Genomic DNA, 22,282 nt, shown 5'->3' with positions numbered 1-22,282 from the left:
GCCTGTTAAATGTCGAGCATCTTGATGTATTCTTTCTGCTTGTTGATGAATGCTAAGCGATTAATTTCTCCGCTGACAGATATTAACGTAGAATACCGTTTAAGCGATTCGATCCACCTTCTTTGTTGCTGGCATAACCAGGCGTCTTGCGAAGTGATTACGCTAATGCCCAAAGTTCTCAGTCCGGACATACAATAATCGTCTGCTTCGAAGAACAGGTAGCAACTTTCAAAACTCACGTTGGCAATGAAAATAGAACGTGTTACTTCTTTTTGGGCAGACGTGTAACTCATTTCTTCAATATCTTCCAGAAGTTGCAATAACTCGTTTTTAAGTTGTGCAAGGGTTTCCTTGTCTATTAAGTTGAGCTGCACAAAAAGAAGAATTTCCTTTACCTGATTCAGGAATAGTTCTTTGTCGAAAATGAAGTCGACGTGTTGTATACGCGAAAATTCTTTTAAAGCTGTCTGATTCGTAGCCCACACTTCGTCAAGAAGATGCGTGTCTTTAAATGAAAGCTGATTTCCGGAAGCATTCATTTGATGTATCCACCTGTAAAGTCTGAACTTATGCAGTGTTTGATAATTCGAATAAAGCACATACGGAATCAGGTTGAACGCCATAAACGCTTTTCCGTTTTCACGTCTGGTTACTTCTTTGAATATGGCTGTTTGAGATAACAGGTACTTGTTGTAAGAATAGACCGGATCGTCAATATCGATTATATCAGCGTTTATTAAAACAGCGCCATGTTGCTTACGTCCAATAATAGCATCTAATGAAATATTAAATTTGGCGGCTATTATTAGTATATCGTCAAGTGTATAGGGCACCTCTCCACGCAATCTGCGATAAGCAGCTTCTTTACCTAAGGAAAGGGTCTCCATAATAATATCAACGAGTTTATCGTCTTTGTGCGATTTCTCTTTTATGATATCTTCTATAAGTTTATTCGAAGGATTTCTCATATTATAGAATATTCACTGTTGTTTGAGTAAAAATACAACTTTATATTAGTCAAAAGTGGGGAATCAGTGAGTTTTTGTTATTGTAAATGTGTGTTTTGTAGCAAAAAAACGGTTTGTTTCGTCAGAGTTTGATGTGCTTAATTGATTTGTAGATCAACTAAGCATTATTTTTAGAACATAACATCATCGCCCATTTATTTGATTCTTTTTGTTTAATCAGCGTAAGATTGTTTTTGCGGGCTTCGTTTTCAAGCATAGGGATATCTTCGGTATAAAAACCGCTCATGAAAAGTAAAGCCCCCGGTTTCAAAGCGTTCGCGTAATAATGCATATCGTTCAGAAGAATATTCCGGTTGATGTTGGCGAGTATTAAATCGAAGGTTGAGTATGCTCCAATTTGTTCTGCTCCACCTAATTTTACGTCAATGCCACTCACGTTGTTTAACGAAATGTTTTCTAAAGCGTTTTCGTAAGCCCACTCGTCTATATCGATAGCCGTTGTTTCGGCTGCTCCCAATTTGCGTGCAAGAATAGCGAGAACGGCTGTGCCACATCCCATATCGAGTACGGTTTTGCCGGCCAGGTCGGTTTCCAGCAATTCGGTAATCATTAATCGAGTTGTGTCGTGATTGCCTGTTCCGAATGCCATTTTAGGATCGATTAAAAGTGTATGCGAGAAACCCGGCTCTTCTGCATGAAATGATGCTCTGATAATACACTGATCGCCGATTCGGATAGGTTGGAAATAGTTTTTCTCCCATTCCTCATTCCAGTTTTTTGCTTTTACAAGTTCCAGATCATAATGGAAAGTAACATCTTCAAGAGGAAATTCGATCAGTTTTTGTGCAATCAACGTTTGGTTGTATAGCGTAACAGGAACGTAAGCATAGAAGGCATCTTCCTTTGCGTCAAAACTCTCAAATCCGATTTCGCCCAGTTCTGAAGAAAGAACATCTGTAATGATTTCTGAAGGAAGTGAAGACGTGAAAGTTATTTTTAAACAGTAATAATCCATAGAGTAGCTGAGTAAATCAATTAATAATATGTAAAAGTAGTACAATATTAATAATCTTTTTCACATTCTATCATTTACTGAATAGGTTTGTTTAATTTTAAGGCATATTTTTAAAAACCTGTAAAATAGCAGACCTAAAATACGGAAGAATTATTCTTATTTGATTATTTTTGTAAACAATAGATAATAATATGACTATGCGGCCAATACTGATTGTGGAAGACGACATAACTTTCTCCTTAATGTTGTCGACTTGGCTGAAAAAGAAGGGTTTTGATGTTAATTCTGTTACAACAATTTCCGAAGCTAAGCGAATCATTGCACAAAAAACAGTTGATGTTATTTTGTCGGACTTGCGATTGCCGGATGGTGATGGAATAGAATTGCTTCGTTGGTTGGAAGAAAAGGGCTTTTCGTTACCTGTGATTGTAATGACCGGCTATGCCGAGATTCAAACCGCTGTTCAAGCGATTAAATTAGGTGCTTCCGATTATATTTCAAAACCGATAAATCCGCAGGAACTTCTTCAGAAAATTGAAGAAATCTGTGCCGTGAATGTTTCTTCCAACTCTTTCACTAAACCCAATACGGAAGAGAAAAACGACGATTTTATACATGGAAAGAGTATAAACGCGCTTCAGATGTACGACCATGTAAAGCTGGTCTCTCCCACAGATATGTCTGTGTTGATCAACGGAAACAGTGGAACGGGCAAAGAATATATCGCCAGATTGATCCATAGCCAGAGTTTGCGTTCGCAAGCACCCTTTATTGCGGTTGATTGTGGGGCTATTCCGAAAGATCTTGCCGCGTCGGAGTTTTTCGGACACATGAAAGGATCATTCACCGGTGCGATCGATAATAAAACGGGTGCTTTTGTCGCAGCGGATGGAGGTACCATCTTCTTGGATGAGATTGGCAACCTTACCTATGAAGTGCAGGTGCAATTATTACGTGCGCTGCAGGAAAGAAAAGTGAAGCCTATCGGTAGTAATGAGGAGATACCTATAAACCTCCGCCTGATTTCCGCTACAAATGAGAACCTTCGTCAGGCTATTGAAAAAGGCGATTTCAGGGAAGACCTGTATCACCGTATTAACGAATTTACCATACGTATACCCAGTCTGAAAGAGCGCTCGGAAGATATTATCCTTTTTGCCAACCATTTTCTTGACCAGGCCAATACCGATTTGAATAAATCCATCATAGGGTTTGACGAAGAGGTTATTAAATTATTTTCTTCTTATTCATGGCCCGGAAATCTCAGGGAAATGAAGAATGCTGTTAAGTACGGAACGTTATTGGCCGCGGGAAAGTTTATCACGTTAACCGATCTGCCGGAGGAACTTACCACGACTAAAGGGGAAGATGAACCTCATGGGGTTACGCAGTTGAAAAGTGAGGATCATGAGCGGGTTTTAATTATTAGAGCTCTGCAGGAAACAGGCAACAATAAATCTCAGGCAGCGAAACTACTGGGTATAGACCGGAAAACGCTGTATAATAAACTTCGGCTTTTAAAAATAGAATAGATTTTTTGCGTATCAGTCAAGCATCAATGACATGAAGCCTTGTTTGTCGTTAAATAGCGACTCAATATCTATTCCCTTATCCTTAAAAAAATGGTTGTCAATTATTTTAGCCATGCCTTTTAGTTGGGCAGGTCTGATGCTTGCCGGAGTCTGGTAGTTTACTTCCGCAACATTAAACTGTTTTGCTGTTGCGTAAAGCAGTTTTTCCTTTACCGAATCATTGTCATAAAGCAGTTCCATAACAAAAGCTGATTTCCCATCTTCCTCAGGTACTCCGAATGCCATACCTACTACCTTGTTGTTAAGATCTCTGGCAATAAGTAATAGGCCTTTGCTGATGGCAAGGTCTTTCCTGATAACAGTAAAGTCTGCTTCCGAATGCAATACACAAGCCGTACGTTCTCTTAGTTTCTTGTCAAAATAGGGGTATAATCCGGGTACTGTGGTTTCTGCCGCTGAGATATGGATAGAGTCAGATAAAGCAAGAGGTTGAGGTAAATAAGTCTCCAAACAATAAGAGAAAGCCTCCTTATACCCGTATTTTCTGTAGATGTCGAACAACCAGGCTTCGGCGGGGATTAAAAAAGCAAGCGGAATGTTTCTGTGCTTCAATTCTTCTTCGGCTTCTTTCATAAGTTGTTCCATTAAGCCGTTACCACGTTGATCCGGATGCGTTCCTACACCACAAATATAAGATACGGGAAACTCCATTTCGTTCAGCATCATGGTGTAGGGAATAAGATGCAGGGCAGATACAATCTCTCCCTGCTTCTCAATTACAAGCGCATTTTCTTCCTGATAAACTTCGTCGAAAAACAGACGAATGAACGCTTCCGTATCAGAGAAGCATACACGCCATAGTGTCTCTGTCTCTTGTTTTTTCATCACAACAACCTTTACCGGGTTTCTTAACAGCTCCGTTTTTCTCCAAAAGAATAGTAGGATGATAGGAAAGTTTGGCTTTCCGTAGTCCCGGAATTCCAAGGTCTTCTTCTCTGTTCAGGTAAGTGAAAAATTCGGGGATATGTGCCGCGAATTCCTGATTGATAGCTGCATAAGCACCGTCGAAATTAATATCCGCTTTTTCAACATGCACGCCAAAAGTATCCTGATTGATGGGTGCGCCATAGCTGAAAGCTACTATTTTGTCATCAACATACAAAGCTCCACCGATAATTCCAAGTTTTTCGTAATTCTGCAAAGCATAGGTCATTGATCTTCGCTCGTTGGATAGCTCTTCACCGTCCTCTTCCGTATTGTTGCTTTTGTACCATTTTCGCTCCAGTTCCAAGCATTGGGGTACAATTTCCGGAGTAAGCGGTTTATACGTGTAGTTATACGATTTCTTGAAATTATTGATGTGATTTCGTTTGGATTGAAATCTCTTACCCCGCAGATTAATCAAATCCTCGCGCAGGTAGATATAATCAAAATAATCCCGCTCAGCAAGGTAAACAAACTGTTCAGGGAATACTTTGTCGGCCAATTCTTTTGCTTCCGGAGATACACCGAGTAATAATAACGGATGTCCGTTAGCAAGAGAATCTTTTTCAATAGTGCAGATCGCTTGTTTTAAATCTCCGTTTCCGATGGGGAACATATAAGCCAGGCGGCTTTTTTCCTCAATCCAAAACCGGATGAGTAAAAAACCGCCTGATAATGCATATTCGCTGTCGTACAGAAAACGCCAGCTACACATATTTGCAAATGAAAAATCACAATTACGATAAATGCTATTAAACGTATAAGACGTGATTATGTCTTTATCGTCTATAGTTATGGGTTTAAACGATACCATTCTAATTTCCTTTCGATTACTAACAATTCCTTTATACAACTACTAAAGGAACCCTTTTGTTTAAAAAGGATATAGTAAAGGAAGAACCAGTATCATGATAATTGCCATCACAATCTGCAGTGGGAGTCCTACTTTTACATAATCCATAAATGTGTATTTACCGGCCGTCATAACCAACGCGTTGGGTGGTGTTGAAAAAGGAGATGCAAAACACATACTGGCTGATACGGCTACGGCAATCAGATAAGGATATGGGCTTGTGTCCATGGCCTGTGCCGATTGCATGGCAATAGGAGCGAGCAATACCGCTGTAGCTGTGTTGCTGATGAATAAAGTCAAAGCCGAAGTAGTCAGATAGATTCCCGCAAGCAGCAGCATCGGACTGTGTCCTCCTAACTGCGTTACTAACTGTTCCGATATAAACGAAGATACTCCTGTTTTCTGTAACGCGAGCGACATAGGAAGCATGGCTCCGATCAGCACGATACTTTCCCAGTTAATTGTTTTATAGGCTTCTTCCACATTCTTGAAACAGCCGGTCAGTACCATCAGGATCGCGGCAATAATAACCGCGGCAACACCGGGAATGGGGATGAAGTCGAACACCATGATGGCAACCATCAGAAGCATGATTGCCGCGGCAACGGGAGCTTTATAGTCGAGGGTTACTTTTGCAGCTTCTTCGAGCGGTTGTCCTAAAACGATCCAATCCGTTTGATTTTTACTTAATCGCGTGATATTGTCCCAGCTTCCTTGTATCAGGATTACGTCTCCCGGGTGTATCTTTACATCCTTAACATCATTTAGCATGTATTCTCCACGGCGTTCCACACCCAAGATGTTTACCGAATAATCATCCCTGAATCCGGATTCTTTAACCGCTTTGTTTACTAATGTTGATTCGGCAAGCACAAGAACTTCCGCGATACCGATCTCACGTACGCTTAATTTCTCATTAGATGATTCGCCGGAGAATTCTGTAACTGTTACATCCGTTAGTTCCAGGCTGTTGTCTTCTACGAATTTTTCCACATTTTCAAATTCGCCGAACACATACAGTATATCATTCTCTTTTATTTCGGTATCAGGACCGGCCAACCGTTGATCAACCGTTTTCATGAATCGTCCGGTAGTAGACGATTTCCTTCTTATTTCAAGAATCGTAATATTAAATCTTTGCGTGATATTGAGTTCCTGAAGTTTGTGATCGCAAACCGGTGAATTCCGGGTTACACAGATACGGAATAGATTTTCTGAAAGTTGATATTTCTTGATCAATTCATCTTGTGTTTTGGCTTTGCCTGTGTTTTCTTTTGGTTTATGGTCTTTCTTGTCTAAAAACCATTTACTCATCGGAATCATCATCAGGATACCCACGACAAGACAGATAATACCTACCGGCGTAAATGAAAAGAATGACAATCCTTTATAGCCGGCATCTAACAGAGCACCGTGTACCACCAAGTTAGGAGGGGTACTGATCAGGGTTGCTATCCCTAAGCTGCTGGCGAAGGCTAAAGGCATTAGCAGGCGACTTGGACTTATTCCGGCACCTACTGCCATACTTACAACGATTGGAAGCATGAGTGCCACTGTTCCTGTATTACTTACAAAGGCTCCGATAGAAGCGGTTACCACCATGATGAGAATAAGTAGTTTTAATTCGCTTTTACCGGCAAGTTGCAGCAAACGGCTACTGATCATTTTTGCGAGGCCTGTTTTGAAAATGGCACCACCAACAACAAATAATCCGATCATCATGATTACAACTGAGTTGGAGAAACCGGATAAAGCTTCATCGGGGGTTAGGATGTTAAAAACCATCAAAAGAACTAATGCGCATAGAGCGACGATGTCGGCACGAATCTTTCCATGTATGAAAAAGATCATCGACAAAGCGAGAATGATAAGTGTCGTTATCATAAATGTTAATTAATTAATAGATGAAAGTTATTGACGCTATTTGGTTTGGACTAAAAACTAATATGTACCTTTAACTGTTGATTTTTTTTGAACAAAGATAAGAATAATATAAATAACATAAATAGAATAGTGAGTTTATGAAGACTTCAAATGTAGGATTGATCGGACTTGCCGTGATGGGCGAAAACCTGGCGTTGAATATGGAAAGTAAAGGTTTTACGGTCTCCGTATTTAATCGGAATTTTCCGGGAGAAGAGGGCGTTGTTGACCGTTTTATTAACGGACGTGCTAAAGGCAAAAATTTCATTGGTACGCATTCTATTGACGAATTTGTTAATTCTATAGCGAAGCCACGCAAAATAATGATGATGGTTAAAGCCGGTTCGCCGGTAGATGAGCTGATCGAACAATTAATACCTTATTTATCTCCCGGTGATGTGGTGATTGATGGAGGTAATTCAGATTTTCCCGATACGGAACGCCGTGTGAAATACTTGGAAAGTAAAGGCTTCTACTTCGTTGGATCCGGCGTTTCGGGTGGTGAAGAGGGCGCCTTGAACGGTCCGTCGATTATGCCCGGGGGAGCTGTTGATGCTTGGCCTTTGGTGAAGGATGTGCTTCAGGGGATAGCCGCGAAAGCGGATGATGGCGCGCCTTGTTGCCAGTGGATGGGAAAAGGCGGTGCCGGACATTTTGTGAAGATGGTTCATAACGGGATCGAATACGGCGATATGCAGTTGATCACCGAGGCTTATGCCGTGTTGAAACATCGCAAAGGTTTGGATAATGATGCCTTGGCCGGTGTGTTTGAAAAATGGAACAAAGGTGATCTTGATAGTTTTCTGGTGGAGATTACGGCGGCTATCCTTCGTTATCGTGATGAAGACGGTACGCATCTGCTTGATAAAATACGTGACGTTGCCGGGCAAAAAGGTACCGGTAAATGGAGTGCCATTACGGCATTGAACGAAAACGATCCGCTGACGCTGATCACCGAAGCGGTTTACGCCCGTTTGCTTTCCGCGCTTGCGGACGAAAGGAAGAAGGCTTCTTCGATATACGCTGCTCCTACAGCAAACGACAGTTTGATTACTGAAACGGATGTGGAGCAAGCGCTTTATGCTGCTAAATTGATTTCATACGCACAAGGATTTTCCTTGATGAGTCGTGCTTCGGCACATTACGAATGGGAACTGGATTACGGTTCAATCGCAAGTATTTGGCGAAAGGGTTGCATTATCCGTTCTGCTTTCCTGAATAAAATTACGGAAGCTTACCGAAAGAATCCTTCGTTGGAGAATTTGTTGTTTGACGCTTTCTTTCAGGGTAAGATAGAAGCGGCAATGCCTTCACTGAGAAAGGTAGTGGCCGAAGGAGCACTGAGCGGTATCGCGTTGCCTTCCATGAGCGCGGCGTTGAGTTACTTTGACGGACTACGCACGTTGCACTCGGCTGCTAATCTGATACAGGCGCAGCGTGATTATTTCGGAGCTCATACCTACGAACGTGTGGATAGCGAGCCCGGTAAGTTTTTCCATACCGACTGGACCGGTAAAGGTGGAAAGACAGTTTCGGGAACGTATAATGTATAAATGATAGTGAAATGATAAAAGCAGATAATCAAATACTTGTTATATTCGGAGCTTCGGGCGACTTAACGGGTCGTAAGCTCCTGCCTTCTCTTTACGAACTATTTTTGCGCGGACTGCTGCCCGACCGGTTGGTTATATTAGGTGCTTCTCGAACGGCTTATACGGACGAAGAGTTTCGTGAACAACAACGCAACCATCTCCTGCCTTCTGTTCAAAAGAAGAACCTGGACGAAGCTACGCTGGACAACTTTTTGAAGCACGTTTACTATGTTGCTTTTAATTCGTCAGACACAACGGAGTATCCGACGTTGAAGAAACGCCTGAAAGAACTTCGTGAGCAGGAAGACCTTCCGGATAAGGTTGTGTACTACCTGGCCACGCCGCCGTCCATGTATGAAGTTATTCCGCAATGTTTGAAGGATAACCGGATGCATCGCGCGGCCGACAAAACCGGGTATCGCCGCATTGTTGTTGAAAAACCGTTCGGTACAAGCTATGAATCGGCTCGCGCGCTGAATGAACACCTCCGTAGTATATTTAAGGAAGAGGAGATTTATCGTATAGACCATTACCTGGGGAAGGAAACAGTACAGAATATTTTGGTTCTCCGTTTTTCGAATGGTATTTTCGAACCGTTGTGGAATAGAAATTATATCGACTCGATCGAAATCTCCGCTGCTGAAACACTTGGTGTTGAAAAACGGGGTGGATACTACGATACTGTCGGGGCAATGAAAGATATGATACAAAACCACCTGATGCAGTTAATGTCTTTTGTGGCTATGGAATCGCCTTCGGTGTTCGACCCGGAACCGATACGAGATGAAATTGTAAAAGTATTCCGCGCGGTGCGTCATTACGAAAAGTGGGAAATGGACGACATGGTGGTTCGCGGACAGTATGAGGGGTATCGTAAAGAGGAAAATGTGAATCCGAACTCGGAGACGGAAACTTACGTTGGTATGAAATTCTTCATCGATAACTGGCGTTGGAGCGGCGTTCCGTTCTATTTCTTTACAGGAAAGAAACTGCCGGCTAAAACTTCGGAAGTAATCATAAATTTCCGCTCAACACCGCATACGCTTTTTGTAGGTCAGTGTTCCGGAGGATCGTGCAACCGCTTGGTTATCCGCATACAACCGGATGAGAGTATTACACTGCGCTTCGGACTGAAGATGCCGGGGGCAGGCTTCAAGGTAAAACAAGTGGGTATGGACTTCCGTTATGATTCGTTGGCTTCGGCTTCTTTGCCGGATGCTTACGAGCGACTGCTGTTGGATGCCATGTTGGGCGATTCTACTCTTTACGCCCGTAGCGACGCCCTCGAAGCAAGTTGGAAGTTTATCGATCCTATTTTGCAACATTGGAAAAATAAAGGAGTGGAAGGACTCTTTCCGTACGAACCGGGATCAAACGGTCCGAAAGAAACGTTTCGGTTGGGTGCTACCCCGGACTCGGATTGTGGATGTCATTTTTAATTCAAAATAATATGAAAACTGAAAAGCATACTACCGGACAGGAAGCACTCAGAGCATTGACTGCCCATCTTATTGCCCTTATGGAAGCAAAGGCTGAACGACGCTTCAACCTGGCACTTTCAGGTGGCGAAACTGCTAAGCAGATGTATGACCTTTGGGTTAGCGAGTATGAAGATACTTTGGATTGGGGGCGTTTGCACTTTTATTGGGTAGACGAACGCTGCGTGGCACCGGATAGTCCGGACAGTAACTACGGACATGCCCGGCGTTTACTGTTCGAGCCGTTGAATATCGCTGGAAAACACATTCATCGTATTCAGGGTGAAAACGAACCGGAAGGGGAGGCGGTGCGTTATGCGGCAGAGGTAGAAGGGGCTGTTTCCATAAACAACGGCAAGCCTCGGTTTGACTGTATAATTCTGGGTGTAGGAAACGATTTGCATACCGCATCGATTTTTCCGCATACAATGCCCTTGCTTACAGACCCGCGAAGCTATGCCACGGCTGCCCATCCCGAAAGCGGACAGATTCGGGTAACGATGACCGGACCTGTGATTCTGAACGATACGCCATTGCTTGTGCCGGTTTTAGGTTCGGGTAAAAGTGCTGTTATTTCGGCATTGGAAGAGTCGGATTATACTAAACATCCCACCCCTGCCATCTATGTTGTTTCCAAGGCTACAGATGTAACGCTCTATACCGAATATTTATAGAAAAAAAAGACATAGTAATGTCTTTAAAAACATAAAGGTTATTTTTCGAAAAATAAAGGATATATTTCGAAAAATAACCTTTATGTTTTTCAGCCTCTACATAGCCTGATTTTCAAGGCTTTCGAAAACCGGGTTTTTACACCCTTTTTTTGATCGTAAAGAAGAAAGTTACGCCTTTTCCGGGACTGCTTTTGGCGTAGATGTGTCCTTTGTGAAAGTTGATGCCGTTTTTAACAATCGAAAGACCTAAGCCGGTACCTCCGATTTTCCGGCTACGCCCTTTGTCCACACGATAGAAACGTTCGAAAATACGATTGATATGCTCTTCATCAATCCCTATACCATTGTCGGAGAAACTGAAATAGTAAAATTTAGCATCCTCCCGGTAGCAGTTAATGGTAATTTTGATCTCTTCACCGGCGTAAGCAATCGCGTTGTCGAACAGGTTGCGGAAGATAGAATAAAGTAGCGAATAGTTGCCGTATACGCTGGGGTTGCCGGGCAAAATAGCTTCTGCGCTAATCTTTTTCTCATCCATTTCCTTGGAGCATTCCTTTTGTATCTCGCCGATAAGTCGGGCGATGTTGATTTCGGACAGTTCAAACATATCCGAAGCCTCGTCCAGCCGGTTGAGTACGGAAATATCCCGTAGCAAATCCGTTAGTCGGCTGCTCTGTGAATAGCACCGGTCAATAAAGAAACGTTTCTTTTCTTCAGACAGACCGGGGTTTAATATGATTGTTTCAAGATAACCTTGTATACTGCTTACAGGAGTTTTCAGTTCATGCGCTATGTTTTGTGTAAGTTGCCGTTTCATGCGCGTTTCTTCTTCCTGCCGGGAAATATCGTTAATGGAAAGTTCGTAGGTGTTGTCTAAGAAAAGGATGCACTCGATCAGAAATATTTTACCCTCTTTATCAATCGTTACAGACTCGGGAAGTACTTGCTTTTTTCTGTTCGGATTATGTATGTTCGAATTCAGAAAATGTGCGATCGGTTTAAGTTCCTCTATACCCAGCGCGCCTTCTGTTTGATCGATTCGCGTGTCTGAAATCAGGTTGAGGTATTGAATAAAAAGGTTGTTGGACAGAATTTCCCTACCATCGGCGGTAAACATGGCAAACCCTTCTTTGGAATACTGAAAATGCTTGATCAGCTTTTCCCGTTCCATGGACACCTCGTCTTTGGCCTTTTGTTGTTGTTGATAAAGCGTGATGATGTTTTGCGAAATATCACCCAGTTCGTCATCCGGAAAGGTGTATCTTACCTCCGAAATATGATCGGTATCCACATTCAGCGCAAAGTCACGCAATTTTGAAATTGTTTTCCCTATACTAAATGTAAAGCGCGAAAGAACGAAAAAGAACAACAACGTCATGAATAACATGAAGTAGATGAAGTCAAAGTTGATTGTCAACACATCTTTCACATACATATCATACGGAAGCGCGGTGCGGTAGATATATCCGTCGATATTACTGGCGGAATAAAAATAACGTTTGCCTGTGGAACCGGAAGAGCGCACGGAGTAGCCTTCTTTGCCGGACCGTGCTTTGCGAACTTCCGCGCGGTTGTTATGATTGTCGAGATTTTCAGCACCGCTATTGTCAAAAGCAACCTTTCCCTCGGGCGAGATGATCGTAATACGAATATCATGTTGCGGTATCTCCTGCGTAAAGTCTTTGATTGTTTTTTCCTGATTGTCTGTTTGTGAGAGGCGGTAAAAAAGCTGGTGGTTGTAGTTGGTTAGTACAATATTCAGCTTTTCTTGCGCAAACTCACGTTCGCGTTGATACTGGAAGATCAGGAAACAGGTAATAAACGCCAGAAAAATCGCGAAAACCGACCAAAAGAGTCGTAAACTAAAAGAGATTCGTTTTTTCTGTTTGGGCATTATTTCTCCCATTTCCTGTATTCTTTATTGTTAATACTCAAAACAATATCCAAAACCCAAACGGGTAACGATATTCTTGCCGTAAGGACCTATTTTTTTTCGTAACCGGGTAATGTTAACGTCTACCGTTCGGTCGAGTACATATACTTCATCTTTCCAGATGCGTGAAAGTATCTCTTCACGTGAAAAAACGCTGCCTTTATTCTCCAGTAGCAAACGAAGTATCTCAAATTCCTTCTTCGTAAGCGGTATTTCCTGCTTGTCTATCGTTGCCTTTATGCGTTTGGTGTCAAGCGTAAGCGTTTCGTACTCAAGGAGGTTGTTCTCTTGTTCTGTCGGTTTATCCGCCGTTCGTCTGATCACCGCTTTCACACGTGCAATCACCTGACGGATAGAAAAAGGTTTGGAAATATAATCGTCCGCGCCAAGACTAAAACCGGTCAGCATATCATTTTCAGTATCTTTTGCCGTAAGGAAAATAATAGGAGTACTTGCCGTAGAAGGATCCTTTCTTAATATGCTGGCTAATTTAAAGCCTGAAATTTCACCCATCATGACATCGAGTAAAAGAAGATTATAGCTGCTCAGATTCAGTTTTAATGCTTCCTCTGCATTAAGTGCCGTATCCACTTCATAACCTTCCGTTTCCAGATTAAACTTTAGGATTTCACATAGATCCTCTTCGTCATCAACAACAAGAATGCGTGGTGTATCTGCCATAGGTCTTTGAATTAGTTATTACAAAAATAATTATTTTATACAAAGAAACGCTATGATTGTTTCGGTATAGTGAAATACGTATTACATTGGAGTTACGGCTGCGTTTACAACCTGATCGTAAAGACACTCCCTTTACCTGCCGGAACGAGTGCCTTAACCTTATCTTGGCTTATAGTTTAGTATTCTCACGAACAACTACAGCACTTTTGTAAAATAAAGTTCGGGTAATATTAGTTTAATTTCTTTATCCAATTCTTCTTTCTGCCAAAAAACAATGAAATTTATTTTTACGGTTTTCAATTCAAATCCTTTTTCCTTTCTGTTTTGAATCTCTTCGGTCATTTTAGTCGAAAATTTCAAAACAGATTCTCCATTTGAATTTAAACATGATGTGCCATTGAAAACTAAAACATCTCCACTTGTGAGTTGAGAAATTAGGTGTTGTTTGTTAATGAAATAGTCCAACCAAACATCTTTATGCGTTAAATGCATCACGATCTCTTTTGGTGGCAAATACATTTTCTCATCCACAATCCGCTCTAATTTTGCGGTCGAAATGTTGTCCAGAAAATCAGAATTTATATGAATAGTCAGGTTTTGTTTAGCCCTTGTCATAGCCACATACAATTGTCTCTTAGCCTCATCAGTTGTCGGATTGAAATTTTCAAGCATTAAAAAGATATTGTCAAACTCTTTACCCTTCGCTTTATGGATGGTTGAAACAAAGATTGTTTCTCCATTTTCATCAAAAAAATCCTCTAACTTCGATTCACGAATAAAGACTTCTAAATCGGTTTTATATTTTGTTTTTGGATTGGTCGCCTCAAAATCTCGTATAATATTGTTGCATACTTCTAATTTCGTGCTGTTTTGAAACCTGTTTTTCAGTTCTCGTTTAGCTTTATCCCAACTATCATCGCTGATTGTGAAAACATCATCTGCCAAATTAAGACAACTTAAAAAGAATCTAATTTCCACTAAATTATACAAATTAAAGCCGTCGTTGGTTTGAATTAATTTTGCAGGTATTTTGTTTTTTAGAAGTAACCCGGCTATCTGTTCGGCTTTTTCATTTTGTTTTGTGAGTATACAGGTTGTACCCGTAAGTTCTGCAGAAAGTATGTCGTCTATAAGTGGAAGGATTAGATTCGCACTTTGATGACGAACCAATTTTATTTTTCCATTATCCGTTTGTTGAGCTATAATTGGCGTCTGTTTTAATCTGTTCCGAATTGTTTTTATAAATTGATTAGTGAAGTCAACAAGATTACTTTTACTTCGATAATTTTCGACCAACTCATATTTCGCAGCCTTATTTTCTTTGATAAACTGTTCGAGATACTGCGAACTCGCTCCTCTGAATTCGTAAATGTTTTGGTCGTCGTCTCCAACAGCAATTACTCGCATCTCTTCATTCTGCTCCATTAAAGTCGTTATCAAGCTAAATTCATCAGAATCTATATCTTGTGCCTCGTCAATTACCAAAACTGTTTTTGTGATTCTGCTTATTTCAATTTCTTTGTTTCTGATTTTTTTAATCGTCTTTTTTTAAATCTCATCTGATTTTTCCAAATTTCCGACTTTACCCAACAAGTCGAAACAATAAGAATGAAAGGTTTTTATTTCCACAAAATTTGCTGCATTACCAATAAGTTGAAGCAGTCGCTTCTTAAATTCGGTTGCAGCGGCTCGTGAAAAAGTAAGCATCAACAATTGTTCATGCTTTACATCTTCCATTAAAAGTAATGATGCAAGTTTATGAACCAGAGCCCTTGTCTTTCCACTTCCGGGTCCGGCAGCAACAGCAATGTTTTTTGCCTCATTATCTTTTATAATGCTCAATTGAGCGGGTGAAAGTTCTCCAAAAAGTTGTTTGAATTTAGCCGGAGTTATGTTGCGTTTGATTTCATGCTGTTGGCTGACATTGAAATATTTATTGAGAAAAGAACTGTAGTTCAACTGAAAATAATCATCAACAAACTGCAATGCTTCTTTGTAGTTGCTAATCATCTTTTTAGCATATTCGCCAACGATATGAATTTGTTGAACTTTGTTTTCGTAAAATTGATTCAGCTTTTGATAGTCGTCATTTTTATAACGTTTCTTGTTGTCTTGTTCCAAACGTTCTATTGTCAAGCTATTATAAGCAACAAGAAAGCCGCCTTCAATTTTAATAGCTTCAATTCTTGATAAGTAAAACAGCGTGTCTTCAATGTCTTCAATTGAAACTTTATTTCCGAAACTGATAATCGAATTTTCAAAGGTATCTTTTAATTCGTGAACAGAAAATTCAATCAGCACTTCCTCTTTATCTATCTCATCTGACAATACATTCCGTTTGGTTTTTCCATAAAGAAACTCAACTATAAATAAGGCTAATTCATGCCGTTTATCTAATTTCTCCTGCAATACTTCTTTAGGGTAAAGGCTAAGTACAGCTATATTGTTTTTTGAATAGGCTAAATTCTTCTGCTTAATCAAATTTTTAATTGCCCAAAAATTGAGTATAGTTTTTATCTTTTTGGTCGTAATGTCTTCGCATCCGGCTATCTCAGCATTTTCATTGATCTCTTTTAAATGAAACGATTTTTCTTGTTCTTCAAAAAGAGAAGACAAGAAATTTTCGATTTGACAAAATTCTTTAACAATATGGAGCGAACGGTTTTTGTTTTCTCCTTTTTTGATGAAAGCCGTTAAATCTTTTGTGTCTGCCAGAATTTTTTCTTCACGCAGAAGATTGACTATATTTATAACTTCGTTTTTTACAATCCCCAAATGATCACTGATATAATCAATCCTCGACTCAGGCACTTCATTGCTCGATTGTTTTCTGTTTTTGCTTGAAAACAGTTTTTTGATAATTCGGATCGCTTTTTCCTTTTGTTTTTCCTGGAATCTCTCCGACGCATTAATTATATCAATTGCTTCTTGTGCATTTTTGGACAGAATGCTGTTTGCGAAAATTCGCGGCATATTCTGTCCTCGTTTCAGATAACCGGCATCTTCCAGCGCTGCTATGGCGGTAGTTACTCTTGTTTCAATTTCAGCAACACTATCGTCCCAACCTGCTTTCCTGGCAATTTCTAAAGCTGAATTTGAAACGGTAGAACGAAATTTTGTTATCTCTTTTATCGCTTTCCAAACCTGCTGAATCTCTTTGATTGAAAGTTTGGTTTGGTTCAATAAAATGAAATGTTTATCAAGGTCTTCTTCATTGAATAATACGAAACAGTCGGCAACAATACTTTCATCTCGCCCGGCTCTACCCGCCTCTTGTACATAATTTTCGAGCGAATCAGAAATATCATAATGGATTACTAAGCCGACATCTTTTTTGTCGACACCCATTCCGAAAGCAGATGTAGCAACCATTACGGACACTTCGCCCAAAATAAACGCATTTTGATTAGCGATCTTTTCATCAGCATTCATCTTTCCATGAAATGATTTTGCATTGAATCCATCTTTTACTAATCTTACTGCAAGGCGGTTTGCCGTACGTGTTCTTGAAACATACACAATAGTAGGACAGTCTTTTTTTTCTATCAAATCTCTTATTGCTAAATACTTTTCATCTTCATTACTTTTTTCAAAAACTTTATATTGAAGATTTGTTCTTGACGCTTTTGAGGTAAACAATTCAAGTTTAAGAGAAAGTTTTTCTTTGAAGTAGGTACAAATATCTTCAATCACTTTTTGCTTTGCTGTTGCCGTGAAACAAGAAACAGGAATTCCCTCTTCCAGGTTTTTCTTCTTTTGAATTGATTTGATAAAATCGGCAATGTATAAATAATCTACCCTAAAATCTTGTCCCCACGCAGAAAAACAATGTGCTTCGTCTATAACAAAGCGCACAATTTTACGCCCCAAAAGCAAATGTTCAATGGTTCGGGAACGTAAGGCTTCGGGAGAAAGATAAAGGATAGACGCAGAACCATCTGCTACTCTTTCAAAAGATTTTGCTCTCTCGATAGGGTCAAGCAAACCGTTAATGGTAACAGCTTGCGTAATTCCATTTTTTTCGAGATTATCAACTTGGTCTTTCATCAACGATTGCAAAGGTGAAATGACAACAGTTAAACCATTGACACTTTCACCGCTCATCAACGCAGGAACTTGAAAAGTGATAGATTTTCCACCACCGGTAGGAAAAACAGCAAGTATAGATTTGCTATAAATAGCCGCTTTAACCGCATTTTCCTGTAACGGTTTTCCACCATAAGTCCGGTAAGAATCGTAACCAAAAAAGTGTTTCAATCCACTATTCGCATCCAACGCTTTATCGCAATATATGCAACCATATACACAGGGCTTATTCCGTAAACGCAGCATGATTTGTTCCACTTCAGGATAATTTTTCAACACCCAAGGAGGTGTTATTGAGTGTGTTGCTTTATTGTGGATAAAAGAGTTAATCAAAGAAAGACAGTAAGCAAGTTCTATCGGATGTTCTGAGATGATATTTCTCAAATCAGCGTGTTCACAAATCTCATTTTCGAACTTTTTGCGAATAATTTTTTCAACATTCGTGCTTTCGTTTACGTAATCAATAAATTGAAAAAAGGCTCGAAATTCTTTCTTTTCAGCTAACAATAAATAAAAAATTTCCTGTAATGCTTTGTCGGTTTGTTTGAATGCGGTAATCTCGTCATCAAATAGTTCTTTTGCTTTAATAGAATCATTCAACGGATTATTTTTTTCTTCCGATTGTAGTTTGTCGTCTTTTAATAATTTGTGATATGGTTTTGTTGGGAAGAGCAAAGGAGAAAGAAATAAAGTATCAATAATGTTTGCCTGATTTATTCCTGTTTCATAAATGGCGTTGCCAATGTATTTTAGATCGTGTTTGAAAATGTTATGTCCGCAGATAAATTGTGTCCCATCAAGAAATTGCATAAACTCCGTAACGGAGTTCTTATGAAAAGAACTGCCGTCGTTCTTAATACTACCAATATCAAGAATCTTTTGGCTCTTGCATTCAATTTCGATATCAACGAATGTGATCCGGCGTTCAACCATAAACTATATCTTTAATTTTTTTTATAATATGCTCCCTTAATCCTTTTCATTCCGTTAGTAAATCTACAAATTTTCCAACCACAAAATCTTCTTGCTATTCACCTTGTTGGAATCATCCCATAAAAACGACAATGCTGTGTAAGCTAATAAAAATGGGCGGTAAATTCGATATGCAAAATAAAGAGAATAATCGAGCTTACCATGCATAAACCGGATAGATATTGAAACAAGCCAAATCAAACCACCTAGCTCCGAATAAACCACCGACCTTCGTTGTGCTTTGCTAAACTTTGCTTTGCCGATTATAAAACAAAAATCCCTGAAAGTAATTAACTTTCAGGGATTTTATGATTTTTAAAAGTGGTGCCACCAGGAATCGAACCGGGGACACAAGGATTTTCAGTCCTTTGCTCTACCAACTGAGCTATGGCACCGTTGTTTTAACGGGTGCAAAGATACGCGATCTTTTTTAATTTGCAAGCGGGTTGGGGTTTTTTTGCTGTTTTATTGTTATTTATTCCAACCTTGGGCTTTTATTTCGATTTCTCCGCCGTCTCGACCTATCAGATAATTGCCTAAGGAGGCTTTGGTGATGTGTCCTATTACTTTTACTCCCTCCATCGCGGAAATTTGTTCGTGCAGGGAGAGGGGTACTGTGAATAGTAGTTCGTAATCGTCTCCTCCGTTTAGGGCTGCTGTTGCAAGATTCATATTGAATTCTTCTGCCATTGCAGCGGTTTGGAAGTCAATTGGTATGCGGTCTTCATATACCTGACAGCCTACGTTACTTTCTTTGGCCAAATGCAACAGTTCGGATGCTAATCCGTCTGATATGTCAATCATTGCGGTTGGCTTTATATTGTTTTTTTCTAATTCATTTATTATATCTTTCCGGGCTTCGGGTTTTAACTGACGCTCCAGCAGGTATTCTTTCCCTGAGAAATCCGGGGTGAAATCCGCCTCTCCTTTATAAACCTGTTTTTCACGTTCTAATAACTGTAAGCCCATATAGGCCGCTCCCAAATCGCCCGACACGCATATTAAATCGGTTTCTTTTGCTCCGCTTCGGTAGACTTCTTTTCCTTTTTCAACCTCTCCGATACATGTAACACTAATGGTAAAACCGGTCAATGATACCGAAGTATCTCCTCCAACCAAATCTACACCGTAGATACTGCAGGCAAGCTTCAGACCTTCATAAAATGATTCGAGGTCTTCTACTGAAAATCGTTTGGATATACCTAAAGAAATGGTCATTTGCTTAGGACGGCCATTCATGGCGTAGATATCCGAAAAATTTACAATGGCGGATTTATACCCTAAGTGTTTAAGAGGAACGTACATTAAGTCAAAATGCACACCTTCCATTAATAGGTCGGTCGAAACAAGCGTAAGCTTATCTTTATATTCCAATACAGCAGCATCATCTCCTACACCTTTCAGGCTGCTTGGGTTTGTTAGTTCTATTTTATCCGTGAGGTGGCGAATTAATCCAAATTCACCTAATGTCGCGATTTCAGTTCTATTCATTTTTTATTTTTAAACTATTTTCACGTTGAAATGAGATAATATGTCTGTTTATCATTTCTTCAAACTCTTGCTTACTGCGCGTACAAAAGTCTATTGTGATTGGTAGATAATAAATTGACCGGCGAATAGTTTCAGGAATGTCTTCATACATGCTTCTGAAACGTGCCGCATCTTTTTCTGTAACGATAATAACCTTCCCTAAAGAGGTTATCTCGTCAAAAGTCTTCTCGATATGGGTGATATCTTGCTTGTCAAAAAAGTGATGATCCGCGTAAATCAAAGGAACTACATTCGACGTGTATTTCTTCATCTCTTTGATGAAGCCATCCGGAGAAGCAATGCCGGCAATCAGCAATACAGAGTCGTTTGCACGGATGTCTAACAAAGACCAAGGTTCTGCCTCTCCCGGAAAAACAGGTTTCATTTCACCATACACCACAGACGTGAAAAATACAATCTGGTGAGCGGTGAGATACATGTTTTTCTCGATAATCCGATATTCAATCGGCTTGATGTCTTTACAACATTTTGTTACAACCACGGCGTCTGAGCGATGAATTCCGGATTTTCCTTCACGTAACCGACCAAAAGGCAGTAGCTTGTCCAAATAAAACGGACGGGAATACTCTGTCAGAACGATTGAAAAAGAAGGCGTTACATACCGATGCTGAAAAGCGTCGTCAAGAAGAATCACCGATGGGGGATTGCTCAACGCCAATAAATTACGAATGCCATTTCTCCTATCTGCGTCTACTGCTACTAAAATGTCCGGATATTTAGTATAAATTTGGTAAGGCTCGTCTCCAATATCATAACTCGTACTCTGAGGGCCGGCTAATAAAAATCCCTTGCTCTTTCGTTTATATCCACGACTAAGCACGGCAATTCTGTATTTCTTTCTCAAAAGACGAATTAAAAACTCGGTATGTGGCGTTTTTCCTGTACCACCTACGGCAAGATTTCCCACACAAATTACCGGAACGGGAAATTGCTCCGAAGGCAAAATCCCCCAGTCAAAAAACTTATTTCTCAGTCCTATCCCTATTCCATATAAAAGAGAAAACGGCGACAACAAATAATTTAATTTTCCGGCATGCATCATGATATAAAGGGTTCATATAAAGAGCCTGGTTTTCGTCCAAACTCCGAGAACAATTAGCTTTATTCAACTAATTCTCATGGATTTGCAAACAAAGATAAAGAACTTATTTCACTGAGCAGCCTTTTTACTTATAATTTGCATCAGGATTTCTTGAATCTCGCTATCTGCATCTTTAATTTCTTTTAATTTACCCTTACCCGCAGCAGACAACACAAAATACATCTGACGTTTATCTTCTGTCCCTAAACGTCTTTCTATTAACCCTTTCTCCTCTACAGAGCGAATTACTTTTGAAGCATTTGAATTAGTAAGGCCCAATTTTGCAGCAATCTCACTCGAAGAGTACATTTCAGTACACAATGTACACAAAAGCATGCCCTCATTCAAACCTAGAGCATGCTTTTGTGAAAACTCCAATTCAAATTCCCTGATCGCACGATATATGTCTCTCAGGGAACACAAAGCGTTATCAATCATTTTTGTCCAATCTTATTTATTCAACAGAACAGTGTCGATAGCTTCTTTCAATGTTGCTTTTGGCAATGCTCCCTGAGCCATCTGAGGATCTCCACTCATCGGAACAAAAAGCAATGAAGGGATACTGCGAATTCCAAAAGCAGCAGCCAGTTCCTGTTCCTTTTCCGTATCTATTTTGTAAATATAAATTTCGCCATCATATTCTGTGGCAAGCTCTTCCAATACCGGTGCAATAGCTTTACATGGGCCACACCAATCTGCATAGAAATCAATCACAGCCGGTTTATCACCCAAATACTTCCATTCTTCCGGATTTGTTTCATAATTAGCCACTTTAGCTAAAAAATCCGCTTTTGTCAATTTTATTGTTTTCACTACAACCTCCTTTTTGTCTGTTAGTTTAGCTTCTTTTGTTTCTTTTGCCTGTGTATTACAGGAAACAAACACAAACGATACAAGCAAAACAGCATAAATTATTCGTTTCATTATTTAATTATTTGTTATTAACCGAACGTTCAAAT

15 protein-coding genes, 1 tRNA gene and 1 pseudogene are annotated in these 22,282 nt (G+C 40.0%); 4 read left to right on the top strand and 13 right to left on the bottom strand.

The features are described from left to right. Window positions 1-5: 5 nt before the first annotated feature. Together B9Y81_RS10300 and prmA are read right to left on the bottom strand one after the other, a co-directional pair. Window positions 6-968 carry a hypothetical protein gene (locus tag B9Y81_RS10300; RefSeq protein ID WP_085536854.1) on the bottom strand — a complete coding sequence of 321 codons (963 nt, stop codon included), beginning with the start codon at window positions 966-968 and terminating at the stop codon, window positions 6-8. 157 nt (window positions 969-1,125) lie between these two features. Continuing rightward, window positions 1,126-1,983: a 50S ribosomal protein L11 methyltransferase gene (gene prmA, locus B9Y81_RS10295; RefSeq protein WP_085536853.1), complete on the bottom strand. Its 858-nt coding sequence runs from the start codon at window positions 1,981-1,983 to the stop codon at window positions 1,126-1,128. Between the two features lie 197 nt (window positions 1,984-2,180). Here prmA and B9Y81_RS10290 point away from each other — a divergent pair, with 197 nt between their 5' ends. Next, entirely contained in the window at window positions 2,181-3,515 is a 1,335-nt protein-coding gene (locus tag B9Y81_RS10290) for a sigma-54-dependent transcriptional regulator (RefSeq protein WP_085537750.1), read from the top strand. Between the two features lie 12 nt (window positions 3,516-3,527). Here B9Y81_RS10290 and B9Y81_RS10285 read toward each other — a convergent pair whose 3' ends face one another. From B9Y81_RS10285 to B9Y81_RS10275, 3 genes are read right to left on the bottom strand one after another with little or no spacing between them, the layout of a single operon-like run. Further along, the gene (locus tag B9Y81_RS10285; protein ID WP_085536852.1) at window positions 3,528-4,400 is read right to left on the bottom strand and encodes a GNAT family N-acetyltransferase; all 873 of its coding nucleotides are present in this window, start codon (window positions 4,398-4,400) and stop codon (window positions 3,528-3,530) included. Further along, window positions 4,354-5,313, bottom strand: a complete 960-nt coding sequence (locus B9Y81_RS10280; RefSeq protein WP_085536851.1) for a DUF2156 domain-containing protein — start codon at window positions 5,311-5,313, stop codon at window positions 4,354-4,356. Before B9Y81_RS10280 ends, B9Y81_RS10285 begins: the two co-directional genes overlap by 47 nt. Before the next feature lie 60 nt (window positions 5,314-5,373). Further along, window positions 5,374-7,236, bottom strand: coding sequence for an SLC13 family permease (locus tag B9Y81_RS10275; RefSeq protein WP_085536850.1), 1,863 nt, complete (start codon window positions 7,234-7,236; stop codon window positions 5,374-5,376). Between the two features lie 137 nt (window positions 7,237-7,373). Here B9Y81_RS10275 and gnd point away from each other — a divergent pair, with 137 nt between their 5' ends. The 3 genes from gnd to pgl are packed head-to-tail and all read left to right on the top strand — an operon-like array spanning window position 7,374 to window position 11,019. After that, complete coding sequence (gnd, locus tag B9Y81_RS10270; protein WP_085536849.1) at window positions 7,374-8,828, top strand: decarboxylating NADP(+)-dependent phosphogluconate dehydrogenase; 1,455 nt, start codon at window positions 7,374-7,376, stop codon at window positions 8,826-8,828. Between the two features lie 11 nt (window positions 8,829-8,839). Beyond that, window positions 8,840-10,306, top strand: coding sequence for a glucose-6-phosphate dehydrogenase (gene zwf / locus B9Y81_RS10265; protein WP_085536848.1), 1,467 nt, complete (start codon window positions 8,840-8,842; stop codon window positions 10,304-10,306). Between the two features lie 11 nt (window positions 10,307-10,317). Further along, window positions 10,318-11,019 (top strand): 6-phosphogluconolactonase, encoded by a 702-nt coding sequence (gene pgl, locus B9Y81_RS10260; RefSeq protein WP_085536847.1) that lies wholly within the window; start codon window positions 10,318-10,320, stop codon window positions 11,017-11,019. Window positions 11,020-11,155: 136 nt separating this feature from the next. Here pgl and B9Y81_RS10255 read toward each other — a convergent pair whose 3' ends face one another. The 8 genes and pseudogenes from B9Y81_RS10255 to trxA all read right to left on the bottom strand — a co-directional run bounded on the left by B9Y81_RS10255 (window position 11,156) and on the right by trxA (window position 22,247). Continuing rightward, window positions 11,156-12,925, bottom strand: a complete 1,770-nt coding sequence (locus B9Y81_RS10255) for a sensor histidine kinase (RefSeq protein ID WP_085536846.1) — start codon at window positions 12,923-12,925, stop codon at window positions 11,156-11,158. Between the two features lie 18 nt (window positions 12,926-12,943). Further along, window positions 12,944-13,633 (bottom strand): response regulator transcription factor, encoded by a 690-nt coding sequence (locus B9Y81_RS10250; RefSeq protein WP_085536845.1) that lies wholly within the window; start codon window positions 13,631-13,633, stop codon window positions 12,944-12,946. Between the two features lie 195 nt (window positions 13,634-13,828). Continuing rightward, window positions 13,829-18,652, bottom strand: a pseudogene (locus tag B9Y81_RS15540) (RecQ family ATP-dependent DNA helicase). A 361-nt stretch (window positions 18,653-19,013) separates the two neighbouring features. Next, window positions 19,014-19,086 (bottom strand) — tRNA-Phe (locus B9Y81_RS10240). Window positions 19,087-19,162: 76 nt separating this feature from the next. After that, window positions 19,163-20,182 (bottom strand): thiamine-phosphate kinase, encoded by a 1,020-nt coding sequence (gene thiL, locus B9Y81_RS10235; RefSeq protein ID WP_085536844.1) that lies wholly within the window; start codon window positions 20,180-20,182, stop codon window positions 19,163-19,165. After that, window positions 20,175-21,284, bottom strand: coding sequence for a tetraacyldisaccharide 4'-kinase (lpxK, locus tag B9Y81_RS10230; RefSeq protein ID WP_085536843.1), 1,110 nt, complete (start codon window positions 21,282-21,284; stop codon window positions 20,175-20,177). Before lpxK ends, thiL begins: the two co-directional genes overlap by 8 nt. A gap of 108 nt (window positions 21,285-21,392) precedes the next feature. Then, the gene (locus tag B9Y81_RS10225) at window positions 21,393-21,761 is read right to left on the bottom strand and encodes a MarR family transcriptional regulator (protein WP_085536842.1); all 369 of its coding nucleotides are present in this window, start codon (window positions 21,759-21,761) and stop codon (window positions 21,393-21,395) included. A 12-nt stretch (window positions 21,762-21,773) separates the two neighbouring features. Then, on the bottom strand, window positions 21,774-22,247 hold the full coding sequence (gene trxA, locus B9Y81_RS10220) for a thioredoxin (RefSeq protein ID WP_085536841.1): 474 nt from the start codon (window positions 22,245-22,247) through the stop codon (window positions 21,774-21,776). Window positions 22,248-22,282 lie beyond the last annotated feature (35 nt).

Source organism: Massilibacteroides vaginae (assembly GCF_900178525.1).
Lineage (GTDB): Bacteria > Bacteroidota > Bacteroidia > Bacteroidales > Tannerellaceae > Massilibacteroides > Massilibacteroides vaginae.
The sequence above is the reverse complement of the archived record's forward strand: the minus strand, read 5'-3'. Positions and strand labels throughout refer to the sequence as shown.

Coding starts and splice junctions, on each gene's coding strand:
- B9Y81_RS10300 (WP_085536854.1), bottom strand. CDS start 968: ATGAGAAATCCTTCGAATAAACTTATAGAAGATATCATAAAAGAGAAA.
- prmA (WP_085536853.1), bottom strand. CDS start 1,983: ATGGATTATTACTGTTTAAAAATAACTTTCACGTCTTCACTTCCTTCA.
- B9Y81_RS10290 (WP_085537750.1), top strand. CDS start 2,181: ATGCGGCCAATACTGATTGTGGAAGACGACATAACTTTCTCCTTAATG.
- B9Y81_RS10285 (WP_085536852.1), bottom strand. CDS start 4,400: ATGAAAAAACAAGAGACAGAGACACTATGGCGTGTATGCTTCTCTGAT.
- B9Y81_RS10280 (WP_085536851.1), bottom strand. CDS start 5,313: ATGGTATCGTTTAAACCCATAACTATAGACGATAAAGACATAATCACG.
- B9Y81_RS10275 (WP_085536850.1), bottom strand. CDS start 7,236: ATGATAACGACACTTATCATTCTCGCTTTGTCGATGATCTTTTTCATA.
- gnd (WP_085536849.1), top strand. CDS start 7,374: ATGAAGACTTCAAATGTAGGATTGATCGGACTTGCCGTGATGGGCGAA.
- zwf (WP_085536848.1), top strand. CDS start 8,840: ATGATAAAAGCAGATAATCAAATACTTGTTATATTCGGAGCTTCGGGC.
- pgl (WP_085536847.1), top strand. CDS start 10,318: ATGAAAACTGAAAAGCATACTACCGGACAGGAAGCACTCAGAGCATTG.
- B9Y81_RS10255 (WP_085536846.1), bottom strand. CDS start 12,925: ATGGGAGAAATAATGCCCAAACAGAAAAAACGAATCTCTTTTAGTTTA.
- B9Y81_RS10250 (WP_085536845.1), bottom strand. CDS start 13,633: ATGGCAGATACACCACGCATTCTTGTTGTTGATGACGAAGAGGATCTA.
- thiL (WP_085536844.1), bottom strand. CDS start 20,182: ATGAATAGAACTGAAATCGCGACATTAGGTGAATTTGGATTAATTCGC.
- lpxK (WP_085536843.1), bottom strand. CDS start 21,284: ATGATGCATGCCGGAAAATTAAATTATTTGTTGTCGCCGTTTTCTCTT.
- B9Y81_RS10225 (WP_085536842.1), bottom strand. CDS start 21,761: ATGATTGATAACGCTTTGTGTTCCCTGAGAGACATATATCGTGCGATC.
- trxA (WP_085536841.1), bottom strand. CDS start 22,247: ATGAAACGAATAATTTATGCTGTTTTGCTTGTATCGTTTGTGTTTGTT.